10 protein-coding genes are annotated in these 14,087 nt (G+C 48.6%); 6 read left to right on the forward strand and 4 right to left on the reverse strand.

The window, feature by feature from the left end; all coding sequences use genetic code 11:
• Window positions 1-182: 182 nt before the first annotated feature.
• Entirely contained in the window at window positions 183-4,148 is a 3,966-nt protein-coding gene (locus R70723_RS16675) for a collagen binding domain-containing protein (RefSeq protein ID WP_052421353.1), read from the forward strand.
• Window positions 4,149-4,176: 28 nt separating this feature from the next.
• On the opposite strand, the gene R70723_RS16680 is transcribed toward R70723_RS16675, so the two are convergent.
• From R70723_RS16680 to R70723_RS16695, 4 genes are all read right to left on the reverse strand, one after another.
• Entirely contained in the window at window positions 4,177-5,349 is a 1,173-nt protein-coding gene (locus R70723_RS16680; RefSeq protein WP_052421354.1) for a response regulator, read from the reverse strand.
• 94 nt (window positions 5,350-5,443) lie between these two features.
• Complete coding sequence (locus R70723_RS16685; protein WP_039873553.1) at window positions 5,444-5,917, reverse strand: DinB family protein; 474 nt, start codon at window positions 5,915-5,917, stop codon at window positions 5,444-5,446.
• 74 nt (window positions 5,918-5,991) lie between these two features.
• Window positions 5,992-6,558, reverse strand: coding sequence for a TetR/AcrR family transcriptional regulator (locus R70723_RS16690; protein ID WP_039873555.1), 567 nt, complete (start codon window positions 6,556-6,558; stop codon window positions 5,992-5,994).
• A complete protein-coding gene (locus R70723_RS16695; RefSeq protein ID WP_039873557.1) occupies window positions 6,555-7,016 on the reverse strand; it encodes a nuclear transport factor 2 family protein in 462 nt (153 codons plus the stop codon). Before R70723_RS16695 ends, R70723_RS16690 begins: the two co-directional genes overlap by 4 nt.
• A 259-nt stretch (window positions 7,017-7,275) precedes the next feature.
• On the opposite strand from R70723_RS16695, the gene R70723_RS16700 reads away from it, so the two are divergent.
• The 5 genes from R70723_RS16700 to R70723_RS16720 all read left to right on the forward strand — a co-directional run bounded on the left by R70723_RS16700 (window position 7,276) and on the right by R70723_RS16720 (window position 14,019).
• On the forward strand, window positions 7,276-9,042 hold the full coding sequence (locus R70723_RS16700; RefSeq protein WP_305954249.1) for a sensor histidine kinase: 1,767 nt from the start codon (window positions 7,276-7,278) through the stop codon (window positions 9,040-9,042).
• Entirely contained in the window at window positions 9,017-10,177 is a 1,161-nt protein-coding gene (locus R70723_RS32135; protein ID WP_052421355.1) for a response regulator transcription factor, read from the forward strand. The genes R70723_RS16700 and R70723_RS32135 overlap by 26 nt, the downstream gene beginning before the upstream one ends.
• 128 nt (window positions 10,178-10,305) lie before the next feature.
• Entirely contained in the window at window positions 10,306-11,994 is a 1,689-nt protein-coding gene (locus tag R70723_RS16710; protein WP_039873558.1) for an extracellular solute-binding protein, read from the forward strand.
• A 144-nt stretch (window positions 11,995-12,138) separates the two neighbouring features.
• Window positions 12,139-13,098 (forward strand): ABC transporter permease, encoded by a 960-nt coding sequence (locus R70723_RS16715; RefSeq protein ID WP_047171148.1) that lies wholly within the window; start codon window positions 12,139-12,141, stop codon window positions 13,096-13,098.
• 33 nt (window positions 13,099-13,131) lie between these two features.
• Window positions 13,132-14,019, forward strand: coding sequence for a carbohydrate ABC transporter permease (locus R70723_RS16720; RefSeq protein WP_039873559.1), 888 nt, complete (start codon window positions 13,132-13,134; stop codon window positions 14,017-14,019).
• Window positions 14,020-14,087 lie beyond the last annotated feature (68 nt).

A 14,087-nucleotide genomic window follows, 5' to 3' on the forward strand; every position in this document is an offset into this window, starting at 1 on the left:
CACTTCTAAATAATAGAATCTTTTTTTGTCTAAACGGGTTTATCCAAGGCTGTTCAGATATTGTTCATATGTCAAGTTTACAGTAACTTATACTGCTGTCAACGCAGTTCTGTTAGAAGTTGCTTATTGATGGGCAACGCCGTAAACCCGAATAATCACAAAAAAGGAGGAAGTTTTCATCAATGAAAATGAAAAAGATTAATCTCTGGCTTGTTCTAATTCTGATAGTCACCCAGTGGACTGCCAGCTTTGGAGCCGTCAACGAGCGCGCTTACGCAGAGCCCGCCAGCATTAAGGAAAATCTGATTACCAGCGTAACCCTGTCCGTGTACACAGATGATCAGTATTCAGAGACTGTCTCCGGAAATGTGTATCAGCTCGATTCCTATTCCGAGTTAAACTATACCTGGTCTTTGGGTGACGGACATGGATATAAGGCAGGCTCTACCTTTGAATTTGATTTACCCCGGCCCTTTGAGCTCTACAACGACTTAGATGGAGCGCTTCTGTTTGAAGGGGAAGAGGTCGGCACTTATCATGTCAATAAGGACAATAATCATGTGAGCTTTACGTTTAATGAATTTATAGAGCAATATGATCAGGTAAGAGGAACGTTTACTGTCCGTTCTCTGCTTAGCTCCAAAAAAATCAGCGGATCTACGAAGCAGCTTGTAGAGTTCCCGGTACGCGGAGGCACGCAGGTTATTGAGCTTCAGTTCAAACCGAACGTCAGTTCAACTGTGGAGAAGAAAGGCAATCCCTTGCCACAGTTCTACAATCCCACACAAATCGGCTGGACGATTGATGTAAATAAATCTCTGGATCGTGTAAGCGGTGCTTCTGTCTCTGATGCGATACCACCTGGTTTGGAACTGGATACAAGCTCCATCGTCGTCCGCGAGCTCGGAGTGAATCTGGACGGAACCGTTACACCAGGAGCTGCTGTAGCAGCTAACAGCTATGATGCTTCCGGTTCCACAAAGTCACAGCTTGAATTAAAATTCAAGCAGAATCCGATTACCCAGGCCTATCGCGTAGAATTTATTACTGATATTACGGCCAGCGGTGAAGATGCAGCAAGCTATGAGAACACGGCGATTTTTAGCGGAGACGACGGGTTATCCAAAGAGTCCAAGGCTACCGTATCCGTTGGCCGGGGCAAGCCGCTTAATAAAGAAGTAATAGATTATGATTCTGCAACCCAGACTATTTCCTGGGCCATCGAGTTTAACTACAACCAGAAGTTTGTCAAGGCAAACGAAGCCGTGCTTAAGGATACGGTTGGCCTTAACCAGGAACTCCTTCCGGACACACTCAAGGTATATCCGGTGACGATTGGGGATGACGGGAAAGGGATAAAAGACAGCCAGCCGCTCCCGGAAAGTAAATATACCGTTGTCAGCTCAACAGCAGATAATAAGTTTCAATTTGAACTTAAATTTAAGGATGACATTCAGTCGGCATACCGTATTGAATACAAAACGAAAGCATCGGGACGTGTATTTGAGAATAGCAGGATCACTAATGAAGTAAGCTTCAATGAACATACGGATTCTGCCTATAAAGATATTACACAGCAAATTTTAACCAAGGGCTACAGCAATGTGGATTATCTGAATAAAACGGTGAAGTGGACGATTACAATTAACAAAGATGCTAAAACCATGAATAATCTGAAAATAACAGACAGCTTTGTTAATGCAGGGCTCAAGCTGGTTCCGGGAACCCTTTCCATAAAGCCATCGGGAGGAGGAACCCCAGCCCAGTATGAGGTGGATTACAACGGCCATGACCCTGCAGCCGCCAATGACGGCTTCACGGTTCAATTTAAAGCTCCGGTCACAGAACCATATGTAATTACCTACACCACACAGTTTAATTACGATTGGCTGGTATCGGGTAAAGACAGATTTATAAACACAGCCGCTCTGGAGTGGACAGAGACAGGGGAGACTTCCCCGCGCACCAAAACAGCATCTGCTACATTCAATCCCAGAGATGAAGTAAAGAATAACGGGGTCAAGAACGGCTCATATGATGCATCTGCCAAAAAAATCACCTGGAATGTCGGGGCCAATTATAATATGAAGACCCTGAAAAACGCCAAGCTGATAGATACGATCAGCACCGGCCAGGTAGTAGATCTGGATTCAGTAAAGGTGTTCAAATGGACCTACGGGGCAAACGGAAACCCGGAAGCGGACGTGAACATCAACGAAGCTGCATACAAGGTAGCGTTAAACGGTTCAAAGCTGGAGATAAGCTTTAATCAGGAGATTAATTATGCATTCTACGTTACTTTTAAGACGTCTTTTGCCGATCAGGTAATTGATTTGAAGCAAATCGATAATACGGCTGTGCTGTATGATGGCTCGGTCAGGGAATCCGCTGACTTAAATGCTTCTGTAAGCATCCCTAACGGAGGCGAGTACATTGCCAAATCAGGCGCACAAAACGGGAATAAGATGGACTGGACCATCCAAATCAACCGTAACCAGTCCCTTGTGAAGGACGCTGTAATTACCGATATCCCTAGTGATAATCAAATCCTGCTCACCAATTCCTTCCACCTCTTTAAGACAAATGTTGCCGGCAACGGCACAGTAACACCGTCCAGTGAGGAATTAGTCCGAGGAACCGATTATACACTGACCTTCTTGAAAGACAGTGAGGGCAGGGAAAGCTTCCAGATCAAATTCCTGAAAGAAATTTCGGAAGCCTACATTCTTCAATATCAGTCCGTTATCACTGCACAAAACAATGAAAAGGTTAGTAACCGGATTGACCTTGAAGGTAAAAATGTGAAGGAAGTTACCAAAGACAGCACCGCTGAAATCATAGTTAAGCTTTCCAGCGGATCAGGCACCGGAAGCGGTGTAAGAGGATCACTCAGCATTGAAAAAATCGATGCGGATAATCACTCGAAAAGACTCAATGGAGCTGCTTTTGACTTGTTCCGCGTTGCCGGAGATGAGCAAATATGGATTAACGAAGGCATAACAGATGCAGACGGTAAGCTTATATTTACAAAATTACTTAGCGGCAAATACATGGTAATTGAAAAAACGGCGCCGGCGGGATATCTGTTAGATCAGAATCCTCATCCGGTAACTATTAATTCAGCTGCCGGAATAGAGCTGCAGATTACAAACAAAACTTCAGCAACGCCAACACCTGTGCCAACGGCAACGCCAACACCTGTGCCAACGGCAACGCCAACACCTGTGCCAACGGCAACGCCAACACCTGTGCCAACGGCAACGCCAACACCTGTGCCAACGGCAACGCCAACTCCTGTACCGACGGCAACACCGACACCTGTGCCAACAGCAACACCGACACCTGTGCCGACAGCGACGGCAACGCCTGTACCAACAGCAACACCGACACCTGTGCCAATAGCAACACCGACACCTGTGCCAATAGCAACACCGACACCTGTGCCGACAGCGACGGCAACGCCTGTACCAACAGCAACACCGACACCTGTGCCAACGGCGACGCCAACGCCTGCTCCGACGGCGACAGCAGAACCAACATCGACGCCATTTGTACCGTTCATACCAACGCCGACTCCAATTACTCCAGTTGTACCAGGAACAGTGGTTACACCGGGTCCGTCAGCTAGTCCGTCAGCTAGTCCGTCAGCCAGTCCGGAGGCAACACCTTCCGTTACTCCTGGAACTGTACCAACATCGGCACCAACAACGGCACCCGCAGTAAGCAATCCGCCTATTCCTAAACCTACGCCAGCCAATACACTGGAGGAAATTCCGGTAGAAGGGGAGATCCCGCTCGGTGGAATTCCAAGCATCGGTTCTGAGCCCGGGCATGGAACTGTCGTAATTACACCTGACGGCAAATGGAGATATACACCTGATCCAGACTTTACCGGCAAAGACAAGTTCACTATTATCATTAGTGACAAGGGGGAGGATCAGGAAATTGAAATTGAAGTCCTGGTAGATGAGGTGCCGAAAGGTGCTGTAGATGAACCTGCTCAGAACGCACCAACCAAACAGGACAGCATGCCGAATAAGCTTCCTCAAACAGGAGAAGAGTCTCCATTCCTGATCTATGTTACAGGAATAGGATTGATCCTCTTGGGCATCATGCTTTCCAGAATTTATAAAGAATCCAAAAGATAACATGACATAAAAAAAGACCGCGGCTTCATTATAATGAAGCCGCGGTCTTTTTGGCATGGGGGACAGGCCTGGAATTATTATGCTTCCAGTCCCTGAACCATTTTGTTATTTCTCCCGGAGGCTCAATTCCGAGTTCCTTCCAAAGGAGGTCTGACAGCTGGTTATACTGGCTCTCCACACTTGCCCGGTCGCCAATACTCTCATAGACTTTCATAAGCCCGAAATGCGCCTGCTCGAAATACGGCTGCATAGCCACAATACGCTGATAGACCGTTACTGCTTCCGCCGGTTTGTTGCAGGCAATGTAAAATTCAGCGATGCTTATGGCATGATGAAGCCAAATGGTCCGAAGACGCTGCCGCTCGCTCTCAGCCCATAAATAGTCATAATCCCCCAAATAGTCTCCTATGTAAAGCTCGAATAACCGGTGATGCTCCAGAATATTGCTGGAATGAATGTAGGACAGGCGCTGAATTCCGCTTTCCCAGTCATCAACGTCCACATGCAAGTCCCCGGCCTCAAGCATATATCCTTCACCGGCACTTACATTACTTATCTGCAGATCAATTTCACCTTGCTTGAGGCACTGCCTTATCTGATAAATGGTAGTGTAAAAAAGCGTAGAAGCTTTTTTGGCAGGAGTGTCAGGCCATAACAGTTCAATAAGGGCATCTCTGTGAACAAAACGGTTACGGTTATGCAACAAATAAGCAAACAGCTCCTGAGCCTTCGCAGTGCGCCACCGGAAATTGGGAAGCACATGGCCACCGCGTTCAAAGCGGAGGGATTGAAAACAGTAAACTACTGTATTTTCAACAGGATTCAATAAGGAGAGGGAGGCAAGACGTTCCTCAAGGCGTTGCAGTGTCATCTGTAACCTGCTCCGGTTGACGGGCTTCAGTACATAATCTAATGCATTAAGCTCAAAGGCTTCTACAGCATAGGTATTGTAGGCGGTCAAAAAAACAATCATAGCCTTGGGACAATGGCGCTGAAGCAGCTCCGCTACCATCATACCGTTAAGCTCAGGCATTTCAATGTCCAAAAAAATGACATCAGGCTTTAACTGCGGGGCAGCCTCTACGGCATGCACCGGATCAGTAAAGCTCCCTACAACATTTACCGACGTTATTTCTTTAAGCATAAATTCCAGCTTTACAATAGCCAGTCTCTCATCGTCAATTAGCAATGCCCTTATCAAATGCTGTTGCACCTCCTGGTTTAACTATGAGGACTCAATGCCATTATTATTGCATATTTGAATGGGCTAGCCAATAAAGGCTTTCAGAAAAGCATCAACTATTGTTAATTATGCTCTTGATATTCTTAATCGTCGCAAAGTGCATGGCTTCATGGTAAATTAGAAAACCCAGTAACTGTTCTACCGTTGAATAGGTATTCCCTGTAGACGACTTGTAATGAGGATTGATTTCCTCTTTCAAATTGCTTGAAAGCACCGATTCAACCCTTTCCATTTGTTCGGTTAACAAGTTAATGATTTGAGACTTTGTTGGCGGCTCTATATCCCAGTCAGAAGGTTTGGTTCCCGGACTAAACAGCTTGCTAAAATTAGCAGGATCATTCGTTTCTTCCCCGGTAAGCTGGAAAGCAAACTTCTCAAATACAACATACATGTGGCCTAGATTCCATATTATATTGTTTTTTAATCCTGCCGGAATGATTTCCGCGTCAGCATCACTTATGCTCCGCACATAATCAACGGTCTGACGGCGAACAAATCCCAATTGATCCACGACAAAATTACTCATGATTTTGAACCTCCTTATAAAGTCACTGACGAACGTAGAAAAGACAATATTCTTCTGTCAGATAGCACCACTGCTTAAGCTTCTATTATTTTCGAGATTCGCTGTGCAAGGTTTGCCAACGTACGTTCAAAAAAGGATTCATCATGAAGTGCTCTGCTCAGAATTAATCCCCCCTGAATACCAGCAATGGTTTCCTCTGAAATTTGGTCAGCGGATTCTTGGGAGACGCCTGTTCGAACTAATGCCGCACTTAATGCGTCAATCCATCTTATAAAATACTGCCGAATAACAGCAGCGAACCGGTCTCTTGTTTCATCTAAAGCAAATGCACCAATAAGACATATACGCTGTCCCGACTGAAAATAAGTATCGACCTCTTGCCACATATGATCGATGGCTGTCTTGGGTTCATGCTTTTCGAGCGGTTCAAAAATATTACTGATAAACCACTGATCAATATGAGCCAGAATTTCAGCAGCCATCTGATCTTTTCCTCCGGGGAAGAAATGATACAAGCTTCCTTTAGATAGACGGGTCCGGGCTGTTATTTTACTCATGGACGCACCCTCATAGCCTAATTCACGAAATACCTCAGTGACGAGAGCCGTTACATCAGATTTTTCAAAAACAGTACGAGTCATAGGTTCAACTCGCTTAGGCTTGGATGATCAGCGGGACGCGTGCCGAGTGGCCAATGAAATTTACGTTCCTCTTCTTTAATCGGCATGTCATTAATCGAAGCAAATCTGCGTTTCATCAAGCCGTCATCAGCAAATTCCCAATTCTCGTTCCCATACGATCTGAACCAATTGCCGCTGTCATCATGCCATTCATATGCGAATCTTACAGCAATACGGTTATCCGTAAATGACCATAGTTCCTTGATAAGCCGGTAGTCCAGCTCCTTGGCCCATTTTCTAGTCAGTAAAGAGACAATTTCTTGACGGCCTGTTATAAAATCACTCCGGTTTCTCCAATAACAATCCTCAGTATATACAAGTGAGACGCGCTGGGGATCCCGGCTATTCCAGCTGTCTTCTGCCATACGGGTTTTTTGAATTGCCGTTTCACGAGTGAATGGGGGAGTTAAGTTAGTCATTTAAATTTCCTCACTTTCTATACCGTTTGTGTTAGTATATACCGATCGGTTTAGATATGCAAGCTATCTTTTCTATTCTTCATATTTATGATGAGAGCATGCTCAAGGGAGCCAGTAACCATCCATTATCTGCGGAACTTGAATTTATGAAAACAAGAATTCAACTTCATTTTATAAAAGCGCTTGCATGATAACACTCTCTTGCCGGGGCATCGATGCGATAATAGACAAGAGCATTAAGCAGAAAGGGGGCGGGTTCTTGGGAGCGCTGAGGCTCATTATACATTACATGCAGCAAGCGACAATGAAGAAGCGGATTATGTTTATTTTTGCGACGGGGACATTGATTCCCTTCCTATGCGCGGCACTTCTGTCTTATCGCACGATGTCCTCAATCCTTACTAGCAACCTGGATAGCAGTGTGCGCAGCAATCTGAAGCAGGTGGAATTATCACTGGAACGGACGATCAGCAACCTGAACCATGTCTCACAGCAGCTTGCGTTTCAGGGCAGCATCGGCAAGAAGGTCGACTCGCTCCTCTCCTCGGACCAGCCGTACGAGAAGGCGGTACTGACAGAAGAGATTAATACGGAGCTTAATTTGATCTCCTTCACCAATCCCACGATCGGCCTCATGATGTACTATTCCGGGTCTAAAGGCGAGTACCTGTTCAACAGTACCATAGTGAAAGAGGATTATGAGGTTGACGGTCTGCCGCTGCTGGCTGAGTATTTCCGGATTTCCTATTTTGGCCCTCATATCAGCAATGAGCGCTACAATGACGAGTATGTCATTTCGGCGCTGCGCAAGGTAGAACTTCCGGGAGCTGCCGATGAGATGTACGTTTACGTGGAATCAGGATTTAAGATGACTCCGTCCATTTTTGAGAACAATCTTGAGGATTCCTCCTTCTATCTGATTCTGGATAATGATAAACGGATTGCTTACAGCGATGTGCCTGATACCTTTGCTACGGACGGTCATTTCGACGACGGCCCGGATAGCGGGGGATCTGGGCTGCAAAGCGGCTATTATTGGTTTGAGAGCACAAGCAATCAGGGGTGGAGCGTCGTCTCGCTGATTCCGCAGAAGGAATACAACAATGCGAAGAACCGCTGGGTCGTTCAGATGGTTTATTTGTTCTTGTTATTTCTGGGAAGCAGCCTGCTTATCTCTTGGTTCTTATGGAAAATGGTCTACGTTCCGCTGCAGCAGTTCAACCTGCAGATCAAGTCCATCACACAGCGCAATACGGCGCTTGCCGACGCTCCGCGCCTGCGGGTGCCTGAGTTTGATTTTCTGCTGAAGCAGCTGCAAAACATGAAGGAGCAGATCAACGGCCTGATCGAAGAAGTGGGCCTTAAAGAGAAACGCAGAGCGGATCTTGAGGTGGAGAAGCTGCTTTATCAGATTAACCCGCATTTTCTGATGAATACACTGGATACGGTCCACTGGCTGGCTGTAATGAACGGACAAAAGGATATTGATAAGCTTGTAGTCTCGCTCAATAAGCTGCTCTATTACAATCTGGGCAAACGGGGACCAGTCTCAACGATCCGAGAGGAGATTGATTCCATCCGGCAGTATTTGACGCTGCAGCAGGTGCGTTATGATTTCGCCTTTGATGTGCGGATTCAGGTTAACGATGATGTGCTGGACCTGGTGATTCCCCGGTTTATTTTGCAGCCGATTCTTGAGAATTCCCTGTACCATGGGCTGGATGATGAAGGATATATAGAGGTGGATGTGGTAAAGGCAGACGGGCAAGTCATTATATCTGTGCATGACAACGGCACCGGCATCTCGGAGGAGGAGATCGGCAGACTGCTGCAGGAGACACAGGTTGAACAGCAGAAGGCGGGTATGGGCATCGGGATGAGCTATGTGAAGCGGATGATCGAGAACCAGTACGGCCCTTCGGCCAGCCTGGAAATAGACAGTGTACTCGGGAAAGGCACAACGGTGTATCTGAAATTACCAAGCATGGAGGTTCTGCCGAATGATAAACGTCTTGATCGTGGATGATGACAATCTGGTACGCAAAGGGCTGATGTCTATGCTGCCCTGGAGCGAATATCAAATGAGCGTTGTAGGGGAAGCCAAGAACGGTGAGAAGGCTTTGGAGTTTCTGGCCGGGCACCGTGTTGATTTACTCCTTACCGATCTGGCGATGCCTGTCATGTCCGGGATGGAGCTGATGCGCATCGTGCGGAAACAGTATCCACATATTGCAATTGTCGTTCTTACGCTTCATCAGGATTTTGAATATATCCAGGATTGCCTGCGGCTCGGGGCCATTGATTATATCGCCAAGGTGGAGCTGGAGACGGACAGCTATGATGAGGTGATGGACAGAATAATCGGGAGAATTATGGAGGAAAAAACAAAGAGCGGCGTGATTCCGATGCTGGAGGATGACCGTCAGAATTATAACTGGTTCTATGAAGCCCGTCACGAGCTGAAGTCGCCGGCTGCAGCACCGGGTACCCCACCCCGTTCCGAAACGGCCAGCGAAGTTCTTCCAGCGGAGTTAAAGCAAATCGGGCTGTCGCTGGGCTGGGTGCATAAGAACGCTGAGTATGCAGCGTTTCTGGAGAGTCTCAAGAAGGCAGCCCTGCCGCCGCACAGGCTAACCACTTTCCTGAATTCTATGCTGCAGGGCTGGAATCCCATCTATACTTCTGTGACCAGGCAGCAATTGGAGCTGCCGGAGGCCTTCAGCGCCTGGTATGAAGTGGAAGAATGGCTGGACCAAGCCAGAGTCTCTCTCTCTTCCGCTATCGGCAAGCCGCAATATTCCGGAGAGGTCAAAGAATGCATTGCCCGGGCGGTACAGGCCATACACGAGGAATTCTCCGGCCCGGTCACGGCTTCGGCAATAGCCGGGCAGGTGAATATGAGCCGGAGCTATTTTAGCCAGTGCTTCAAGGATATCATTGGTATGACCTTTAACGAGTATTTACGCTCCGTCCGGGTAGATAAGGCCAAGGATTACCTGCAATATACCCAGAAGAACGTGCAATGGATCTCCGAGCATACGGGATACACGGATCAGAAATATTTCAGCCGCGTCTTTCACGGAAGAACAGGCATGCTGCCCACCGAGTACCGGCAAGCGTTTCACTCCGGGAAACAAATGTCCGATTTACAGGGGGAGTAATGTCCTGAATTGCCGCCAACTTCCGCCATTCTTCTACCCAAAGCCGAGACCGCTGTCTACCATGTAGGCGGTTTCAATCATGTATACTCAGATCACAAGGTGCGATTACTGAGAGAAGGGAAGGTCAGATGAAGGGAAGACAGGGGATCGCTGCTTTGGCTGCTTTTATGTCGTTGCTGCTGTTTGCAGGCGGATGCCGCGGAGCGGAGAATTCAGGCCCTGGCGTGGGGCAGTCCCGTTCCAGGCTGCTACCCGGTTCCTCTGGAAAATATGAAGAACCGGTCACGATCAGAATCGGTACGACGATCGAATCGACAAGAGCGATGCTTGAGGGTGAAACACTTGTCGACAATCAGTACACCCGCAATATCCGCAGCAACCTGAATATAGTAGTCGATTATGCGTTTAAGGCTTCACCAGCCAATTATAACCAGAAGGTTAGCCTGGCCATTGCCAGCGGCGATCTCCCGGATGCGATGATTGTCGGGGCCGTAGAGCTTAGGGAGATGGTGGAGGCAGACCAGCTGGCCGATTTGACAGACGTTTACCATACCTATGCTTCACCGGTCATCAAACGGATTGTAGACAGCACCGACGGGGAAGCCCTGAAGAGCGTGACGTTTGGCGGCAAAATTCTGGCCCTCCCCAATGTGCAGCTGCGCGCGGATGGCATTCATCTGCTGTGGCTCCGCAAGGATTGGCTGGACAAGCTGAATCTGCAGCGGCCGCAGACGATGGAGGAGCTGGAACAGATCGCCCGCGCCTTTGTAGAGCAGGACCCGGATGGTAATCAAAAGGCGGATACGATCGGTCTGGCCGGCCCGGGGTCGACAGGTAGACTGTATGCCACTTTCCTGCAGTCGACCAACAATCTGTATGGGTTTGACGGTATCTTCTCTGCTTACAATGCTTATCCGGGGTACTGGCTGGAGAAGGAAGGTAAGGTGGTCTATGGTTCGGTCCAGCCGGAGACGAAAGAAGCGTTGGAGAAATTGAGAGAGATGTACCTGGCCGGAGTGATTGACCCGGAAACTGGAGTGCGTGAGGATCCGGGTGACCCCATTGCCAAAGGGAAGACCGGAATGTTCTTTGCACCATGGTGGGCGCCTTACACTGCTATCGGCGATGCTGTCAAGAATGATCCATCTGCCAATTGGCAGGCCTATGCGCTTCCGCTGGACAGCAGCGGGCAATTCCGGCCGCACATGAGCACCTCAACCAATCAGTTCCTGGTCGTCCGTAAGGGTTACGAGTATCCTGAGGCAGCAATGCTAATCCTCAACAATCTCGTTCTTGGAGAGAGCGAGGGGGCGTTTACGACAGAACGGGGACCCACCGAATATCCGCTGCGGATGACCTATGCTCCGGCTGATGAGACGGAGTTTGAGGTTAAAGCACTGCGGCAGGTGCTGGCGGGGACGAAGCGGGCGGAGGATTTCCTCAACCAGCCTGAATACAAAATGCTGCAAGCCGACCTCAAGAGCATCAGTCCGGTCAAACTGGGGCCTTATGACAAATACGATATCCAGTACTGGAACCCTGAAGCAGACCGGGCCATGTGGGTAAGGGCTTACGCCTTACTCGTCGGTGGAGGCCCACTAGTCGATAACGCGATCAACGGGGTCTACAGCGCCACATATACACAGACCCAAACGATGGAAACGAAGTGGCTCAAGCTTCAGCGGATGGAGGAGGAAGCCTTCCTGAAAATTATTCTGGGCGGTGCCCCGCCGGATGCCTTTGATCAATTCGTCCAGGAGTGGAGCAGGCTCGGCGGGGAACAGATTACCCGTGAAGTGCAGCAGCTGGTTCAATAAAAGACTGACGGCCGGCGCCGGTACAGCTGGTGCCGGATCTTGAATCTGAGCTACGTCCCCTCCAGAGGTCAGAGGATAACTTCATGCGCGCATTATATGTAAATATATCCCTTATAGTATAAATTAAGTATGGAGGCTCAAGCGATGGACATTCAACCTGCAAGTCAAAGTCCGGTTACCCCCAAGCTGCCAAAGAGGGCTCACAGCAAGGATAAGCTCCAGCTGTTCCTGATGGCGCTGCCATTTCTGGTGCTTGCGTTCCTGTTCTCCTATCTCCCGCTGTACGGCTGGATTTATGCCTTCTACGACTACCGGCCGGGTATTCCGCTTGCCGTTTCCGAGTTCATGGGCTGGGACTGGTTCACGTCCATGTTCTCAAATGAAGTACAGCGGCAGGAGATTATCCGGGTGCTGCGCAATACTTTTGCCATCAGCGGTTTGAATATTGCTACATCAGTATTGCCGGTGATCTTCGCGATCTTTCTGGTCGAACTGCGGAGCACGCGGTTCAAGAAGGTAGTACAGACTCTGACCACTCTGCCTAACTTTATCAGCTGGGTCTTGGTCTATTCCTTCGCCTTCATGCTGTTCTCGGTCGACAACGGGTTTCTGAACAATTTCCTGCTCGACATGGGCTGGATATCCCGCCCGCTCAACATTCTTGCTTCCGACGACCATACCTGGATGGCAATGACGCTATGGAGTGTATGGAAGGGCTTAGGGTGGGGCGCAATCATGTATATTGCGGCGATTACAGGCATTGACCAGGAAATTTATGAGGCGGCAAGAGTCGACGGCGCGGGCCGTTTCCGGTTAATGTGGCATGTGACTGTTCCCGGCCTGATGCCGACCTTCTTCGTTCTGCTGCTGCTCTCAATCGGTAACTTTATCAATAACGGAATGGAGCAATTCTACGTCTTCCAGAATGCAATGAACACGAATCATATCGAGGTTCTAGACCTGTATGTCTACAACATCGGGATGACCAATTCCAACTTCGGCTTTGCAACCGCTGTCAGTATGCTGAAATCCCTGGTCAGCCTGTTCCTGCTGTTTATTGCCAACACCCTGTCCAAAGTCATCCGCGGCGACAGCATCTTTTAACCAGCAGACCTGAAAAAGGAGAGTTGAGACCCTATGTCCGTCAAAGAGAAATTCTCATGGTTCCACTTCTTTAACTATGCCGTCTTTGCCCTCATCACGCTCATATGCGTATTTCCTTTCTATTATCTGTTCATCAATACGATTAGCAACAACGACCTCAGCAGCAGGGGACTGGTCATGTTCTATCCGAAGGGGCTGCATCTGACCAACTATATCGATGTGTTCAAAATACCCGGTCTGGGGCAGGCGGCGCTGGTGTCGCTCGGCCGGACGCTGCTCGGTACGCTGCTGACCGTTGCCGCTTCCGCTTTTCTCGGCTATCTGTTCACCAAGCAGATGTGGGGCCGCAGGTTCTGGTACCGGTTCCTCGTCATTACGATGTACTTCAACGCCGGGCTGATTCCTTGGTATCTGACTATGCTGCACCTGGGCCTGACCAACAACTTCCTGGCTTACATTCTTCCGGCTATAGTACAGCCATTCTTCATCATTCTGGTCAAAACCTTTGTTGAGTCCACACCGGTTGCCCTGCAAGAATCCGCTCAGATTGACGGAGCTGGTCATTTTAAGATATTCACAAGCATTATCTTTCCGCTCATCACACCGATACTGGCCACCATCGCGATCTTCTCATCAGTGAGCCAGTGGAACAGCTTTACGGATACGTTGTTTCTCGTAACGGACCAGAAGCTGTTCACGCTTCAGTTCATCCTGTACCGGTACATGAACGAGGCCACCTCGATCGCTCAGCTGATGAAGCAAACCACCGGGGCCGTAAATATCGACCTGGCCAACATGGCAACGCCGACCTCAATCCGTACCACAGTATCCATGGTCGTCGTCCTGCCAATTCTGCTAGTCTATCCATTCTTCCAGCGGTTCTTCGTGAAGGGGATTATGATCGGCGCTGTTAAAGGCTAAGATCGGCTGAGTTGTTCTTAAAGGGGGTGAGGCGGAATTACCCGGAAATCTGAGGAAGCTTAAGACCA

The organism is Paenibacillus sp. FSL R7-0273 (assembly GCF_000758625.1).
Classification (GTDB): Bacteria; Bacillota; Bacilli; order Paenibacillales; family Paenibacillaceae; genus Paenibacillus_AQ.